We start from the raw sequence: 15,346 nt of genomic DNA on the forward strand, positions 1-15,346 counted from the left end.
AAGGCAAACAGAATGTCGGAGCGGCAAGACCCAGCGGACGCCGGCCGCGAGCGGGACACCGGGCACCCGGTGGCACCGCCGAAGCTGCGCGTCCCCCTCGCCGAGGCGCCGATGGTGCACCGGCACCGGCTCGCCGCCCTGCTCGACCAGCACACCGCCACGACGACCGCCGCGCCGCCGGTCACCGTGGTGACCGGCCCGGCCGGCGCGGGCAAGACCACCGCGCTGGCCATGTGGGCGCGACGGCACGGGACCGCGCGCGTGGCGTGGGTGACCCTCGACGCGCACGACAACACCTCCCCCTACCTGTGGTCGGCGGTGCGGGAGGCGCTGGTGGACGCGATCGGCCCGGGGGAGCTGCCCGACCTGCCGCCGCCGGCCGAACCGGACTTCCCCGCCCTGCTCATCGCCGCGCTGGAGCACCTGCCCTCACCGGTGCACCTGGTCGTGGACGACGTGCAGCTGCTGGAGGACCGGACCGCGTTGCGGGGCCTGGAACTGCTCGTGCGGCACACACCCGGACCGCTGCGGTTGGTGCTGGCGGGACGCTACGCACCGCCGCTGCGGCTGTCCCGGTTGCGCCTGGAGGGCAGGCTGCGGGTGGTCGGGGAGCGGGACCTCGCGTTCACCCGGGAGGAGGCCGGCGAGCTGTTCGCCCACCACGGCCTGAGACTCGACGCCCGCGACCTCGACCACGCCCTGCGCCGCACCGAGGGCTGGACGGCGGGACTCCGGCTGGCGGCGATGACGGGGGACCCGGCGGCCTTCAGCGGCGCGCTGCCCGCCGTCGCCGACTACCTCACCGAGGAGGTGCTGACCCCCCACGGCGAGCGGGCGCGGCGGCTGCTCGTGGCGACCAGCGTGTGCGAGCAGGTGTCGGCGGACCTCGCCGCGGCCGTGGCCGAGGAACCGGACGCCAACCGGCTGCTCCAGGACCTGCGCCGCACCCACGCACTCGTCTCCGCCGCCGACTCCGGCGAGGGCTGGTTCCGCTTCCACCCGCTGCTGCGCGACCACCTCTCCGCCGAGCTGGACCGCACCCGGCCGCGCGACCGCCCCCGCCTGCACCTGGCGGCGGCGACGTGGCACCGCGACCACGGCCGTCCGCTGGTCGCGGTGGAGCACGCCGTGCACGGGGAGCGACCCGACCTGACCGCGGACCTCGTCGGCCGGCACGGGCTGGCGGAAGTGCTGTGCGGCAACGGTCCCCGACTGCACGAACTGCTCACCGCGGCGGCGGAGCCGCTCTCCGAGCGCCCCCTGGTGGCGCTGGTGGGCGCGGTGGCCGCGCTCGACGCGGGCGACCTCGCCGCCGCGGACTGGCTGCTCGGGCACGTCGGCGACGGCGCGCTGACGTCGGACCGCAACCGGGCGCTGCACGCCGCCGCACGGCTGCACCGGGCACGTTTCCACGGCGACCTGGCCGGACCGCTGCACACCCTGTCCTCGACCCAGGCGGGCCGCACCGGCGACGCCGCGGTGGACGTGCTGGCCCGCCGCGAACGCGGCATCGCGCACCTGTGGTCGGGCCGGCTCGACGAGGCCGAACAGGACCTGCGGCACACCCTGGACGCCGCCGAGCGCGGCGGGTTCGACCACGCCGCCCTGGAGTGCCTGGCGACCCTGGCGACCCTGGCGGCGGCCCGGGGCGACGCGGTGGCGATGGCGCACCACGCCGACCTGGCGTTCGACGTCGCCGCCGCGCACGGCTGGCAGGACCGCCCGGCGTGCGCGGTCGTCTACGCGGTGCTCGCCGCCCACGCCCACAGGTGCCTCGACGACGCCACCGCCCGCGACATGGCCGCCCGGGCCGTGAGCGCCCTGCCGGACACGGCGGACCGCACGGTGGAGCTGGCCGTGGCCGCGGTGCACGCGATCACCGCGTTCGACCGGGCGGACGACCCGCACGCGGTCGTCTCCGCGCTGTGGAAGCAGTGGCGCGGTTTCGCCGACGACCACGTCGCCCCGCACGTGCTCGCCGAGGTCGCGCCCACCGCGCAGCGGATGGCGCTGAGCGTGGGGGAGGAGCAGTGGGCGGTGGACCTGACCGGGTACGTCGAGTCGCTGCTCGGCCCCTCCGCCGAGCACACCCTGCTCCAGGCCGTGCTCCTGGCCCACCGCGGGCGCACGACCCAGGTCCGCAAACTGCTGGAACCGCTGCTGCGCGGGCACTGCGACGCGGTCACGCCCGGCACCCTCGTCGACGCCTGGGTCCTGGAGTCGACCGTCCTGGCCCGCGAGGGCAACACCCAGCACGCCCACGACGCCCTGCGCAAGGCCCTGGCCGCGGCCGAGCCCCTGCACGCGCTGCGCCCGTTCTACAACGCGGGCAAACCGGTCCGCGACCTCCTGGCCCGCGGCGCCGGCCGCTTCGGCAGGCTGGACCGCTTCGCCACCGCGGTGATGACCACCGTCCCGACCGCGTCCACCGGCCAACCCGAGGGCCTGACCACCCGCGAACGGGCGCTGCTGGTGGAACTGCCGTCGATGCGCACGGCCGAGGAGATCGCCGATTCGATGTTCGTGTCCATCAACACCGTCAAGACCCACCTGCGCGGCATATACCGCAAGCTGGGGGTGAGCCAGCGCCGCGACGCCGTGGTCGTGGCCCGCCAACGAGGTCTCATCTGAACGTCCGCGACGCGCGCGACCCGCCACCGTCCGCCGGGGCGGGCGAGCGCCGCCGACCCGTGCGGTCTACCCGCGTCGGGGTCCTTCCCCCGTGCGACGGCCGAGGAGGGTCGAGAGCAGTTCGCCGACGACCACCGCGGTCACCGCCGCGAGGATCACGACCGGCACCTGACCGGCCGCGGCGTCGCCCAGCAGGAGCACGACGAGCACGACGCTCGTGAGGGGCAGGCGGGTCACCGCCGCGCCGGCCGCCATGCCGACGGCCAGCCCGGGAACCGTCCCGAGGCCCGGCACCGCGGTGCTCGCCAGCACGGTGCTCGCCAGCACGCCGAAGGCCGCGCCGATGAGGACGGCGGGGAACACCGGGCCGCCGCGGAACGCCCCCAGGCACACGGCGTAGGCGAGGCACTTGCAGACCAGCAGCGTCGCGAGCGCCCCCGTCGACCACCGGCCGGGCTCGGTGGCGAGCACGGGGAGCAGGCCCTGCCCGGACAGCGCGACCTCCGCCGGCGAACGGCCGGTGATCACGGCGTAGGCGGCAGCGGCGGCCCCGGCGAGCAGGCCGGCCGCGACCGTGACCACCGCGGTTCGGCGGGCCGCCAGGCGGGCCGTCCTCCGTCCGACGGCGAAGGCGCTCCACGTCGCCGCCGCCACGACCGCCGCGACGGGGAAGGTCCACACCACGTCGGCGACGTCGAGCCGGGCGGGTCCGAGGCGGGGGATGGCCAACGCGGCGACCTCCAGGCCGGTCCACCCGCCGAGCCCGGTGAACACCAACGCGCCCACCCCGCTCGACACGAGGCACGGGAGGACGAGCAGCGTCGTCCGGCGCCGGTCGAGGCCGACGACCTCGATGTACATGACGACGGCGACGAGCGGGTTGCCGTAGGCGGCGGAGACCGCGGCCGCCGATCCCGAGGCGGCGACCACGGCGGTCGTCCGCGCGTCGCCGGGCACCTTCGCCGCCCTCGCCGCGAGCAGCGCCAGACCGCCGCCCATCGCGAACAACGCCGCCTCGGGCCCCACCACGGCGCCGAGCACCCACCCCGCGGTCGCCGCGAGGACGGTGCCGGGAACGTGACCGGGCGTGGTCGGGCTCGCGTCGAAGCCCCTGGCCGGCACGTGGCCTCCCCCGCCGGGGAGGTGCTTCACCGCGAGCGCGACGAGCACTCCCGCCGACCCGATGGTGACGATCGGCCACCACGCCGGGAGTTCCTCGAAACCCAGGCTCGCCGGGAGCGTCTCCCAGACGACGTGCTCCAGCCAGTGCACCGCCGCCAGGAAACCGAAGACGAGCAGGGACAGCGGAACCCCGACCAGCGCCGCGACGAGCATCAGCGTCGGGTAACCCCGACCGAGCAGCCCCCCGCCGCTCCCGTCCGGCTCGGACACGGTGGCCTCCACGGGGTTCGCGACGGTCGGGCGACAGGGGTGGACTCGGCCGGGGGTGGACTAGGCCGGGGTGGACTCGGCAGGGGGTGGACTCGGCCGGTCCCGGACCGTCAGGCCTTCGCCGCCGCGTTCCCGTGCACGACCAGCGCCCAGATGACGACGACGTCGAGGGTGACGGCGACGAGCGACCACAACGGGTGCGCCGGCATGAAGACCACCTGCGCGACGGCGTTGACCGACACGAGCAGGACGACGACGCCCCGGGCCCACACCGCCCCGCCCGTCAGCGACACGCCGGCGACCACGGACGCCACTCCGACGACGAGGTGGACCCACCCCCACGTGGTCAGGCTGAACACCAGCAGACCGTGCGGACCCACCGCGTACTGCTCGACGGCGAACAGCGCGACCAGGCCGAAGATGGTGTTGAACACCCCCACCAGGACCGTCATCACGGCGGCGAACGCGATCCACCCCGCCCACGCGGCTCCGGTCCCGACCGCACCACCGGGGTGACCGGTCGCCGTCCCGCGGTCGCCGGTCGGCGTACCGGTACCTGCTGCCGTGCTGTCCATGGCGAACTCCTGTCGACGAGGGGGTGGGGCGACACCCACGATCGCCCCTCTCGTCCGTCCGCTCCTCGCCCGCGGGTGATGAGATGCGCTCGTCGGCTACCCGGACGTCGCGCGGACCCGACCGCGCCCGATCGCCTCGACCAGCGCGGCGTGATCGCGTTCGTTCTGGTCGGCGCAGGCGTCGGCGAACTCGGCGACCGCGTGGTCGAAGACGTCCCCGGAGCCGAGGTAGGCCGCGATCGCGATCCGGTCACCGGAGCGGGCGTGCGCCCGCGCGAGCGTCCAGCCGCACAGCTCGCCGTAGGCCTCCCGGCTCGCCGGTGACTGGGTCTCGATCGCCGCCGAGCCCTTCCAGTCCCACAGCTGCCGCACGTGGAAGTCCCGCACGCGGTGGTCCAGGCCCGACTCGACCCGGACCCAGCCGAGGAAGATGTCGCTGACCGACTGGATGAGCCGTTGCCCCACGACGACCCGCTGGCCGGCGTTGTCGAACTCGCTGGGCCGGGTGAACCCCTCCAGCACCGACGGCCCGGCTTCCTTGGCCTGGAGGAACAGCGGGTCGCGCGCGTCGGCGCCGAGCAGGAGGAGCATCCACGAGCGGGTGCCCACGCTGCCCACGCCGACGACCTTGCGGGCGAGGTCCACGAACCTGTACTGGTCGAACAACACCTGCCGCTCCGGTGCCAGGCTGCCGCGGTAGGCGCCGAGGACCTCCCGCACCCGCGCCTCGACCCCGGCGACGTCCGCGCCGGCCCCCAGCAGGTCGCCGGCGGGCACGACCAGCGGCGGTTCCGGGACGATCCGAGGCTCGCCGTCCACGAGGCCAGCGAACCGGTCGAGCGTGCCGAGGTGGTCCCTGGAGCGCGCCTTGGCGATCGCGCGACCGATGTTCCCGCGCTCGGCCCGGTGGCGCTTCGGGCCGAGCCGCCCCCGGATCTCGGCCACGTCCAGGTGCGCGTACCAGACCTGCAGCGACGTCCGACCGGCGAACTCGCGCATCGCGCGCCGGTAGGCGGCCACCGTCGCGACCACGATCCTCCGACGCGTCCCGGGTGCGTAGCCGCTGCCCCGGCCCGCGACCTCCACGCTGGTGGCGAGCCGCTTCACGTCCCACTCCCACGGTCCGGGCAGTGTCTCGTCGAAGTCGTTGACGTCGAAGACGAGTCGTCGCTCCGGCGAGGCGAACAGGCCGAAGTTCGACAGGTGGGCGTCCCCGCAGCACTGCACGGTCACGCCGCTGTCCACCGTCCGCGCCAGGTCGCTCGCCATCGGGAGCGCGGCGCCGCGGAAGTACGCGAACGGCGAGGCGGCCATCCGCCCGTAGCGGATCGGCACCAGCTCCGCCACGCGGTCCCCGTCCTGCCTCCGCAACAACTCCAACGGGTCGGCCCGACCGGCACCGGCATCGAACTCGGCGTGCCGGCCCCGGGGCACCCTGCCCCGCAGGGCTCTTCCCCTGCGCGCGCGGTCGTGACGGGTCAGCGGCACCTTCCCGCCACCGCCACCGCCACCGCCACCGCCACCGTCCCCGACTTCGCTCATCGACGTGCCTCCACGCTCGGTGTGGACGTCCGAGACTCGCCCGGGGGACAGCCGTGCCGCATCCCCCGCCCCGGGTGAGGCTCCCGAGGTCATCCGAGCCGGGTGACGACGACCGCCGCGACCACCCGGAACCGTGGTCGGCATGGACAGGCAGCGCGCGATGGACGTCGAGGACACCGAACGGCCGCCACCACCCTCGACCGGCCGCAGAGCCGCGGCCGCGGCTGCGCTGTCGGCCCTCGCCGGGGCCGTCGCGGTCGTCGCGACGGCACTCGTGCGCCACCCGGTCGCGTTGCCGGTCTCGCTGGTCCTGCTCTTCGCGGCGGTCACCGCGGCGTGGTCGGCACTGGTGCGCCGCGGCCCCGCGCGGGTGCTCGCGACGGCGACGGCCCTGGCGGCACTGGCCGGGATTACCCTGCTGCCCGGCACCAGGTCGTTCCTGGTGATCGCGGCCGTGCTCGGACTCGTCCTCGCGTCGAGCGTCGCGGCACGGGTGGCAGTCGGGCGCGACCCGGCCCCGGTGGCCCGCAGCCGCACCGTTCGCCCCGCCCGGCACGGCGTCCTGCTGGTGAACCCGCGCTCCGGCGGCGGAAGAGCAGCGCGGTTCGGCATCGAGGACGCGGCGCGGGACATCGGCGTCACCCCGGTCGTGCTCCGCCCCGGCGACGACCTCCGCGCACTCGCCGAACAGGCGGTGGCCGCCGGCGCCGACGTGCTCGGCATGGCGGGCGGCGACGGCTCCCAGGCGCTGGTCGCCGACGTGGCACGCCGGCACGACGTCGCGTTCGCGTGCGTGCCGGCCGGTACGCGCAACCACTTCGCGCTCGACCTCGGGCTCGACCGCGACGACGTCACGGCCGCGCTGGGCGCGTTCGGCGACGCGGTCGAGCGGCGGGTCGACTTGGCGCAGCTCGGCGACCGCGTGTTCGTGAACAACGTCTCGCTCGGTGCGTACGCGACGGTCGTGCAGTCCGAGGACTACCGCGACGCCAAGCTGGCGACCACCGCGCAGCGGCTCCCCGACCTGCTCGGCCCCGGAGCCGAACGCCCCGACCTCCGGTTCACCGGACCCGACGGCCCGGTCGCGGACCGAGCGGATGTCGTGCTCGTCTCCAACGGCGCGTACCGCTTCGAGAGCCTGACCGGCTTCGGCACCCGGACGGGACTGGACGCCGGCGTCCTCGGCGTGGTCACCGTCGCGGTGGACCGCGCGTCGGACCTGCCGACCCTGATCGCCGCCGAGGTCGCCGGTCGGATCGGCAGGTTCCACGGCTACCGCGAGTGGACGGTGCCGCAGTTCGAGATCCACTCCGGCCGGCCACTGCTCGACGTCGGGGTGGACGGCGAAGCACTCCGCCTACCCCCACCCCTCCTGTTCCGCACGCTCCCCGGCGCGCTGCGCGTCCGCACCCCGGTGGACGCACCCGGCGCACCCGCGCCCGTCCGGGCGGGGAACGTGATCAAAGCCCTGCTCCGCGTACTCGCCGGCGCTCCCGTCCACAAGAACGCATGATTCCCCTGCATCAAGGGGTGCTCCGAGGCCGGTGTCGGCGGAGGTGCGAGGGCGCGGACGATCTCCAGGTGTTCGCGGTCAGGGCCGCGCTCAAGCGCCCGGACGCGTCTCGGACCCCTTGACCCGTTCAACGAGCTCGTCGCGGTACTCCCGCACCGCCTGGAACTCCGGTTCGTCACCGGTCGCCCGCTTCAACGCCCCTTCCAGGATCTTCAGCCCCTGGCGTTCGTCGCCGTGCGCGTCCGCCTGCCTCGCGGCGTTCTCCATGGCCTTGGCGAGCTTGGTCCGCGCCTCGGGTTCCTTGGCGGCCTTGTGGACCCGGATCCAGTTGCCGCCCGGGTCGACGACGGTGAACCCGGTGTACCGGTCGTTGCGCAGCCGCGGCCGGGTCATGCGCGGGATGCCGGAGATGAGCAGCTTCCCGTGCACGGACCGCATCCCCGCCGCGAAGGCCTCGAACAGCTCGCTGGTGTCCTCCACGATGACCAGGCACGTGCTGTACGACTGCGCCGGGTCGTAGTCGTCCATCCCGAAGAAGTGCAGGTTGATGTCTTCCCGTCGTACCGCGACGTGCGGGTTCGGCCGCGTCTGCCGATAGGTGATCTCGAAGCCGAGCATCTCGTAGAACGACGCGATCTCGTCGATGGAGGGACAGGGCAGGAGCGGGATGGTCAATTCGTTCGCCACCGCCCGAAGCTACGCCCGGACCAGCCGAAACGACACGGAGCTATTTGCTCGTGCGAACAGCACTGGTCGGCAGGTGTCGATCTACAGGACGTCTCGGGTGAAGCGGTGCGCCACCTGCCCGAACGGGCGGAAGCCTTCACCACCCTGCCGTCGGCAACCCGGATGCGAACCGCGACCACCGCCCTCCGCCGCCCATCCAACGACCAACCGACAGTCCGGAAATGCCGCCCCCCGCAGGGAAATCGACATCCATCACAAGATCACGAACGACCGGCTGCTCTCTGTCACCACTGGAAGTGCGCCAGAGCCGATCACGAGATAGACCCCAGTAGCTCGAAAACAGACCCGGAGGGGACACGTAGTTCTACCGATGTGATCCATCGCGAGGTGACGCACGCTGACGGTGTGGCCCCCGGGTGGAATCTGGTGATGCACGTCGCGGCGCTGGTGCTGTCGGTCTACCTGCGACTGAGCTGGGGCGGGTGGGAGACGGTCGCCTTTGCCCTGTCGATCATCGGGCCGGTGGCCATGCTGTTGCCCAGCCTCGTGGCGTTGGGGGTGCGGCGGCGCCATCGGCTCGGTGCGAACGTGTGGGTGCCGCTGGCGGCCGCGTCCGGTTCGATGGTGCTCGCCGGCGCACTGCTCGTGGGAGCGGGCGATCTGCCGGCGCCGACCATCCCGCTGTTCGAGTTGCTGGGGTTGCCGTGGAACCGCGATGAGTGGGGAGCCTGGACCAACCCCATCGGGCTGGCCTGCGCGGTCGTCTTCCTGGTGTTCCTCGGCTGGGCGTTGCTCGAGGTAGCGGCATCGGGCTTCGCCGCCCGAGGAGAACGCCCGATGTTCCGCTGATGAACTGGCGGTACGTGGGTACCGCTCAGTTCCGCGGCCACTGTCTCGGCTTCTTCCTGGGCGGAGAGGAAAGAGGGTGGCGAGTGCGTCGTCGATGTCGAGGTCGGTATCGAGGGTGAGGCGCACCTGGTCACCCAATCGGGTTGACCGGGTGTGTCGCCATCACTCGATCGGGGAGCGTGCGCCCAGGTTCGGAGGCGTTGGTCGGGTGGGAGGTCGCCCACGAGGGGCTGACCGAGCTGCACGTGGTCGCGGGGCTGCACGAACGCAAGGCGATGATGACGGGGTTGTCGGACGCGGTGTTGGCGTTGCCCGGTGGGGCGGGCACGTTGGACGAGCTGTTCGAGGCGTGGACGTGGGCACAGCTCAAGGTGCACACCAAGCCGGTCGGTGTGCACAACGTGGCGGGGCGCATGTCCCCCCGAACACTTCGTCGCGCCGCCGGGTCACCGCGACGAGGTTCGGCAACTCGGGTTCGCACCACGCGAGAGTGCCCCGTGCGGGTGACGAGTTGCGTTGCACCACCCGCCGGCCGTGTTGTCCTGGTAGGTGTCGGGCATGACTTTCGGGGCTGAGGTCGACCGGATGGTGCGCGCCAACCGGGCGAACTGGGACGCGCGGACACCGGTCCACGCGGCGAGCGAGTTCTACGCGATCGGCCGGCGGGACCCACAGGGCTGGTTCGCGCCGTTCGAGTGGGACGCGTTCGGTGACCTCGCCGGACGGGAGCTGGTCCACCTCCAGTGCCACATCGGGATCGAGACCCTCGCGCCGGCACGACGAGGTGCGCGGGTCACGGGGCTCGACTTCTCCGCGGCTTCGGTCGAGGAGGCCCGGCGGATCGCGGCGGAGGAAGGGGTCGGGATCGACTACGTCCACGCCGACGTCCACGACGCCGTCGCCCACCTGGGTGCCGGGCGGTTCGACGTCGTGTACACCGGCAAGGGGGCCCTGTGCTACCTGCCCGACCTCGCGCGCTGGGCGGAGGTGCTGGTCGGGCTGCTCAAGCCCGGTGGCTTCGTCCACATCGCCGAGTTCCACCCCCTGCTCAACGCCCTCGGTCCTGAACCCGGCCCCGGTGAGGGGCCCGAGCTGCTGTTGCGCCACGACTACCTGGAGGGGCGTGGCGCCACCATGAGCGATTCCACGCACACCTACACCGACGGCCCGGCGTTGGGCTCGGACACGGTCTCCTACGAATGGATGCACTCGATCGGGGAGGTCGTCACCGCGCTCGTGCGCGCCGGCCTGAGGATCGACGCGCTGATCGAGACCGACACGCTGCCGTGGCCGCGCTGGCCCCACATGGTCCGCACGAGCGGCGGCTGGTGGGCGCTGCCCGAGGACGAGCCCCGCATACCGCTGCTCTACGGGCTCAAGGCGTCGAAGCCGCCGGCGTGACCTCCGCTCCGGTCGGAGCCGAACGCGGAGGGGGCACCGAGTTCAAGCGGCCGCGCACGTCGTCCACCCCCGGGCCGCCGAACTCGTCGAGGACGGCAAGAGCGGCCGGCCACGAGGTGCGCGCCGCCGACTGGTCGTCGCCGACCAGGACGTCACCGCGCTTGATCGGCGTTTCCGCTTCACCCCAGCGGTCTTCGATCTCGCGGCGGACGTCCAGGGCGAGGTCGAGGTGGGCGAGTGCGTCATCGCGCCTGCCCGTGGCCTCCAGGGGCACGCCGAGCGAGGGTGAGGACGTAGCCGGTGCCGGGCGCATCACCGGTCGGTGCGGCGCGCCCGGCACGGGCGAGGCCGGATCGCTGCCCGTTGACCGTCGCGGGCGGTCAGTCGGTTCGGGCCTGGCAGGCTTCCAGCGCCCAGGGCTGTCGGCCGTAGGCGTCGCGGAGGATGCGGTAGCAGGTGGTCAGTTCGGCGGCGGTGCAGGCGTCGTGCGCGATCCACGGGTCGGCGTCGTGCTCGCCCACGGCGATGTCCATGCAGTCGCCGAAGTCCTTCGGCGCGGGTGCGGCCGTCGCGGCTCCCGGCGCCAGCACACCGGCGGCCGCGAGGAGCAGGCCGGTCAACAACACCTTGGACGCGGTAGTGGTCATTGTCTTCTCCCGGTGGAAGTGGATGGTCGTCGTATCCGGTGGGGGTGTCCCGGCGCCTCGCCCGGTCGGTGCGGGGTCCGGTCAGCCGATGCCGTAGAGGTGGACGGTCACGCGACCGTCCTCACCTTCGACCACGTAGGGCTCGTGGTGGCCGCGGTAGGGCAGGCAGCCGCCGGCGAGGTGGTCGTCGGAGTCCTCGTCGCGCTCGCTGACGTAGGCGCACACCTGCTCGACGACGTCCTCGTCGAACGCCACCTCCTGCGTGGCGAAACCGGTCGCCGGGTAGCGCCACGCGGACGGGACGTCCTCGGTGCGTCCCTGGCGCCACAGCAACCTGTCCTGGTCGGGCAACCGCAGGACCACCGCCCCGTACGGCTCGGGGTCCCCGGACTCGCCCGGGTCCGCGAACTCGATCGAGTACACCACCCGGTTCTGCTGCACCGCCCCCGCGGGGCCGGCACCCGGCAGACCGGTCAGCAGCAACCCCGCCGCCACGACCGCCGATGCCCTGCCGAACCACTTGACGACCATCCCCGCCTCCGTACCCGTGCCGCCGATGCCGACACGGTCGACGGTAGGCAGCCGATGCCCCGCCCGCTGCCGACAGCGGGGGAAACCGACCGTGCGGGTGAGGGCGTCCACGACCGGGCGGTGAAGACGAGTGCCGCCGGACACGGACCGTGCCGTCCACCGCGACCAGGTCCCGGCCGGAACCCTGGGGGACCGGGCGGCAAGGGGGCGTCGAGCAGCGGGATCGGCCGGGTGCGGTCCGCCCTTTGAGGACCCTGGACCACTCTGCCCGGACATAACTCAACAAGAATCGACAACACACGGTGTGGCTGATCAAGCACGCATCCAGGTTTTCGATGTCGTAGGGGTAGCGCCGCGCTGATTCGTCGCCGGGGCTTGCGAACGGGGTTCGGCGCGGCGTACGTTCCTGCGCCTTTTGTCGAACTGAGAGGGAGTACACCCGTGGAACTGCGCAACCAGGTCGCGCTCGTCACCGGCGCCACCGCCGGGATCGGCCACGAGACCGCGAAGTTGTTCGCCCGCGAGGGCGCGAGCGTGATCGTCCACGGCCGGGACGCCACGCGCGGCGCGGACGTCGTCGCCGAGATCAAGGCGGACGGCGGGACCGCGCGGTTCGTCCGGGCCGACCTGGCCACCGCGGAGGGCGTGCGGGAGCTCGCCTCGGCGGCGGGCGAGGTGGACGTGCTGGTGAACAACGCGGGCATCTACCCGTTCGCGTCGACCGCCGACCAGACCCGCGAGGGCTTCGAGGAGTTACTCGCGGTCAACGTCCTCGCGCCGTTCCACCTCACCGCGGCGCTGGCGCCCGCCATGGTCGCCAAGGGCGCGGGCGCGATCGTCAACGTCTCGACGATCGCCGCCGTGTCACCGGTCCACAACGCCGCCGCCTACGGCGCGACCAAAGCCGCCCTGGAGTCCCTGACCCGCAACTGGGCCGTCGAGTTCGGCATGAGCGGCGTGCGGGTCAACTCCGTCGCGCCGGGCGGGGTGACGACCGGGACCGTGATGAACCTGTTCGGGGACGCCGTCCACGACAACGCCGCCACCACCACGGCGCTGCGGCGCATGAGCGAGCCGAGGGAGATCGCCGAGGTCATCCTCTTCCTCGCCTCGCCGCGGTCCAGTTACGTCACGGGCGCGCTCCTGCTGGCCGACGGCGGGTACACCATCGTCTAGCGCCCGCCCCGCCCGGAAGACCTCGGCTGTCGGGCGTCGGCCGGCAGCTCGTCGAGGATGAGCGCGTCGGGGCGCGTTCCAGGAGCTGTTCGGGGTTCGGATCACGTGGCTGGGGCCGAGGTCCTCAGCCACGTGATCGTCCCCCGCAGGTGCGGTCCGGCCTCGTCGCTCTTCGGACGGCAAGCGCAAGTCGGTGCGGCCGATGGCCGAGCGCCTCGGTGCCGACCACCGGCAGTTCTCGCACTCCTGCGGTCCTCGGCGTGGCCGCTCACGCGTCTCGCTGACCGCGGTTCGGAACAGCGTTCTCCGGAGCCGGGAACGATCAGAACCGGCCTTACCACCAGCCCCGTGACGCTTTCGGAGCCCGCCGCCGGGTCACGGCTCGACCACGCCACCAGCGGCAAGGCGCGCGTTGGCGGCACGAACGATTCCCTCGGCGAGCTTCCGCATCTCAGCCCTGATCGCCTCCTCGTCGCGGTGCTGCGGCAGCGTCTCGTCCCAGGCTTCCAGCGGCTGGAGCATCAGGCCGATCTCCCTCGCGTTGTCGCAGGACCACCACAAACCCCACAGCGAGCGTGCACCGTCTTCGGGCAGCAGACCTCCGGCGATCATCCGGCGGGACACGTCACGGGCGACGACCCAGGGAGCCCGAGACGTGTCCACGGGCTCGACGCCGAGCTCGGCCAGCGTCCGTCGGACAAGTGGCACCGCGTCGGCGAGGGTGAAGCGGGAGGGCGGTTCACCGGCCAGTTCGAGCAACGCGGGACTCTCCACACCGGCGACGAGCAGATCGCAGGCCAGCCAAATCGCCTCGTCAGGTCTGAGCAGATCGACGATCAGGTCGGCGTTGAGCCGCAGCAGCCGTTCGCGCAGCTCCTCGGGCAGGTCGTCCATGCGCACCAGTGAAGCGCCGGACCGCTGCGACCGGTACCGGATATTCGCGACAACCCGCCACGTGATGCCGTTGTCGACCACGTACGGGATCGCGTCCACGATCATCCGGTTGCAGTGATCATCCACCGCCCAGCCCGACCACCGAGGCACGCGGGATCGGGCAACAGCGGGTCCAGTTCGACCCATTCGGCGTCGGCGTGCGCCTTGGGGATCGCGCTGCGCTCGACCTCGGCGAAGCGGGCCACGATCAGCGGAGCCTGGTCGGTGAGGGTGCTGGGCGGGACTTCGGCCGACGACGTCCAAGGTCACCGACAGGGTCGAGCCGTGGTCGAGGGATCATCCGACCAGGCACGGTAGGCAGGTGGCGGCGCGGGTTCCGCTGAGCGGAGCAACTTTCCACGTCGCGGGGCCGGTTCTCGCCGTTCGCGTATTTCCCGACCCGGGGTCGACCTCTCATCAGCGTGAGTGGCGACCGCCGCCGCCATCGGGGAAGGACGAACTTGCAGATCATGCGCACTGCCAGATCCCGGAGAATCGCCACGCTGACACTGGCGCTCGTCGCGGTGTCGGCCCTGGTGCCGTCGGCGTTGAGCACCGCCGTCGCGGCGCCCAAGCCCGAGGGCGTCACGATGGTCAACGGCGCCGGCAAGACCGTGGCGCTGCCCGCCGCGGCGGCCGCCGCGCTGCGGTCCACCGCCGGCCGGTCCGGGAACAACCTCAAGACCGAGGACACCGCCAAGGAGGAGCCGGGTTCCGTCGGCACCAACTCGGTGATCGGGGCCGACGGTCGGGTGCAGGAAGGTGTGCCCACGACCTACCCGTGGGGCGCGATCGCGCACCTGTCCACCAACCAGGGCGGCTGCACGGGCTTCATGCTCAGCCGCGACGTCCTGGTCACCGCCGGGCACTGCGTGCACTACGGCGGGAGCTGGGTGACCTCCTACACCGTCACGCCCGGCCGCACCGGCAACAACGCGCCGTTCGGCTCGTGCAGCGGCGGCATCAACGACGTGTGGACCACGTCCGCCTGGATCAACGGCTACCCGTCCGACCACGACTACGGCCTGGTCAAGCTGACCTGCGACATCGGCAACTCCACCGGCTGGTTCGGCTGGTGGTACAACACCGCCGAGAACCTGGTCAACCAGACCTTCTACGTCGAGGGCTACCCGGGCGACAAGCCCTTCGGGACCATGTGGTGGGACAGCGACACCACCTACTCGCAGACGGCCAACAAGCTCTGGTACTGGATCGACACGGCGGGCGGCCAGAGCGGCTCCCCGGTGTACCACTACAACTCCGTCAGCCCCGGCCTGTGCGGCGGTTGGTGCGTGACCGGCATCCACACCAACGGCGTGGCCGGCACCAACCCGACGAACAGCGGCACCCGCTTCCGCCCGGACGTCATGTCGTTCATCAACTACTGGATCTCCCAGCCGTGACCCCCACCGGCGCCGGGTGCGATCGCGCACCCGGCGCCGGTGCAACCCGGGAGGCCCCGTGCCCCG

16 protein-coding genes are annotated in these 15,346 nt (G+C 72.8%); 7 read left to right on the forward strand and 9 right to left on the reverse strand.

The window, feature by feature from the left end:
- The first annotated feature begins 12 nt into the window (after positions 1 to 12).
- Positions 13 to 2,631, forward strand: coding sequence for an AAA family ATPase (locus ACRAKJ_RS13580; RefSeq protein WP_438922759.1), 2,619 nt, complete (start codon positions 13 to 15; stop codon positions 2,629 to 2,631).
- Positions 2,632 to 2,697: 66 nt separating this feature from the next.
- On the opposite strand, the gene ACRAKJ_RS13585 is transcribed toward ACRAKJ_RS13580, so the two are convergent.
- The 3 genes from ACRAKJ_RS13585 to ACRAKJ_RS13595 all read right to left on the reverse strand — a co-directional run bounded on the left by ACRAKJ_RS13585 (position 2,698) and on the right by ACRAKJ_RS13595 (position 6,140).
- Positions 2,698 to 4,023 carry a chloride channel protein gene (locus tag ACRAKJ_RS13585; protein WP_438922760.1) on the reverse strand — a complete coding sequence of 442 codons (1,326 nt, stop codon included), beginning with the start codon at positions 4,021 to 4,023 and terminating at the stop codon, positions 2,698 to 2,700.
- A 110-nt stretch (positions 4,024 to 4,133) separates the two neighbouring features.
- Entirely contained in the window at positions 4,134 to 4,598 is a 465-nt protein-coding gene (locus tag ACRAKJ_RS13590) for a DUF7144 family membrane protein (protein ID WP_438922761.1), read from the reverse strand.
- A gap of 96 nt (positions 4,599 to 4,694) precedes the next feature.
- Positions 4,695 to 6,140: a DUF2252 domain-containing protein gene (locus ACRAKJ_RS13595; protein ID WP_438922762.1), complete on the reverse strand. Its 1,446-nt coding sequence runs from the start codon at positions 6,138 to 6,140 to the stop codon at positions 4,695 to 4,697.
- 142 nt (positions 6,141 to 6,282) lie between these two features.
- Here ACRAKJ_RS13595 and ACRAKJ_RS13600 point away from each other — a divergent pair, with 142 nt between their 5' ends.
- The gene (locus tag ACRAKJ_RS13600) at positions 6,283 to 7,653 is read left to right on the forward strand and encodes a diacylglycerol kinase family protein (protein WP_438922763.1); all 1,371 of its coding nucleotides are present in this window, start codon (positions 6,283 to 6,285) and stop codon (positions 7,651 to 7,653) included.
- A 90-nt stretch (positions 7,654 to 7,743) separates the two neighbouring features.
- Here the strand turns inward: ACRAKJ_RS13600 and ACRAKJ_RS13605 are convergent, their stop codons facing one another.
- A complete protein-coding gene (locus ACRAKJ_RS13605) occupies positions 7,744 to 8,340 on the reverse strand; it encodes a hypothetical protein (protein ID WP_438922764.1) in 597 nt (198 codons plus the stop codon).
- A gap of 372 nt (positions 8,341 to 8,712) precedes the next feature.
- Between ACRAKJ_RS13605 and ACRAKJ_RS13610 the strand changes: the two genes are divergently transcribed.
- The 3 genes from ACRAKJ_RS13610 to ACRAKJ_RS13620 all read left to right on the forward strand — a co-directional run bounded on the left by ACRAKJ_RS13610 (position 8,713) and on the right by ACRAKJ_RS13620 (position 10,590).
- Entirely contained in the window at positions 8,713 to 9,189 is a 477-nt protein-coding gene (locus tag ACRAKJ_RS13610; RefSeq protein WP_438922765.1) for a hypothetical protein, read from the forward strand.
- Between the two features lie 179 nt (positions 9,190 to 9,368).
- Entirely contained in the window at positions 9,369 to 9,764 is a 396-nt protein-coding gene (locus ACRAKJ_RS13615; protein WP_438922766.1) for an LOG family protein, read from the forward strand.
- The gene (locus ACRAKJ_RS13620; protein WP_438922767.1) at positions 9,748 to 10,590 is read left to right on the forward strand and encodes a methyltransferase domain-containing protein; all 843 of its coding nucleotides are present in this window, start codon (positions 9,748 to 9,750) and stop codon (positions 10,588 to 10,590) included. The genes ACRAKJ_RS13615 and ACRAKJ_RS13620 overlap by 17 nt, the downstream gene beginning before the upstream one ends.
- On the opposite strand, the gene ACRAKJ_RS13625 is transcribed toward ACRAKJ_RS13620, so the two are convergent.
- The 3 genes from ACRAKJ_RS13625 to ACRAKJ_RS13635 all read right to left on the reverse strand — a co-directional run bounded on the left by ACRAKJ_RS13625 (position 10,565) and on the right by ACRAKJ_RS13635 (position 11,768).
- Positions 10,565 to 10,864 (reverse strand): hypothetical protein, encoded by a 300-nt coding sequence (locus ACRAKJ_RS13625; protein ID WP_438922768.1) that lies wholly within the window; start codon positions 10,862 to 10,864, stop codon positions 10,565 to 10,567. The genes ACRAKJ_RS13620 and ACRAKJ_RS13625 overlap by 26 nt on opposite strands.
- Positions 10,865 to 10,970: 106 nt before the next feature.
- Complete coding sequence (locus ACRAKJ_RS13630) at positions 10,971 to 11,237, reverse strand: hypothetical protein (RefSeq protein ID WP_438922769.1); 267 nt, start codon at positions 11,235 to 11,237, stop codon at positions 10,971 to 10,973.
- Positions 11,238 to 11,318: 81 nt separating this feature from the next.
- The gene (locus ACRAKJ_RS13635; protein WP_438922770.1) at positions 11,319 to 11,768 is read right to left on the reverse strand and encodes a hypothetical protein; all 450 of its coding nucleotides are present in this window, start codon (positions 11,766 to 11,768) and stop codon (positions 11,319 to 11,321) included.
- A 441-nt stretch (positions 11,769 to 12,209) separates the two neighbouring features.
- Between ACRAKJ_RS13635 and ACRAKJ_RS13640 the strand changes: the two genes are divergently transcribed.
- Positions 12,210 to 12,944: a glucose 1-dehydrogenase gene (locus ACRAKJ_RS13640; RefSeq protein ID WP_438922771.1), complete on the forward strand. Its 735-nt coding sequence runs from the start codon at positions 12,210 to 12,212 to the stop codon at positions 12,942 to 12,944.
- 375 nt (positions 12,945 to 13,319) lie between these two features.
- Here ACRAKJ_RS13640 and ACRAKJ_RS13645 read toward each other — a convergent pair whose 3' ends face one another.
- On the reverse strand, positions 13,320 to 13,943 hold the full coding sequence (locus ACRAKJ_RS13645; RefSeq protein WP_438922772.1) for a hypothetical protein: 624 nt from the start codon (positions 13,941 to 13,943) through the stop codon (positions 13,320 to 13,322).
- Positions 13,940 to 14,083, reverse strand: coding sequence for a hypothetical protein (locus tag ACRAKJ_RS13650; protein WP_438922773.1), 144 nt, complete (start codon positions 14,081 to 14,083; stop codon positions 13,940 to 13,942). The genes ACRAKJ_RS13645 and ACRAKJ_RS13650 overlap by 4 nt, the downstream gene beginning before the upstream one ends.
- A 264-nt stretch (positions 14,084 to 14,347) precedes the next feature.
- Here ACRAKJ_RS13650 and ACRAKJ_RS13655 point away from each other — a divergent pair, with 264 nt between their 5' ends.
- Positions 14,348 to 15,280 (forward strand): trypsin-like serine peptidase, encoded by a 933-nt coding sequence (locus ACRAKJ_RS13655; protein ID WP_447008957.1) that lies wholly within the window; start codon positions 14,348 to 14,350, stop codon positions 15,278 to 15,280.
- The last annotated feature ends 66 nt before the right edge of the window (positions 15,281 to 15,346 follow it).

It is taken from the genome of Saccharothrix sp. DSM 118769 (genome assembly GCF_052936295.1).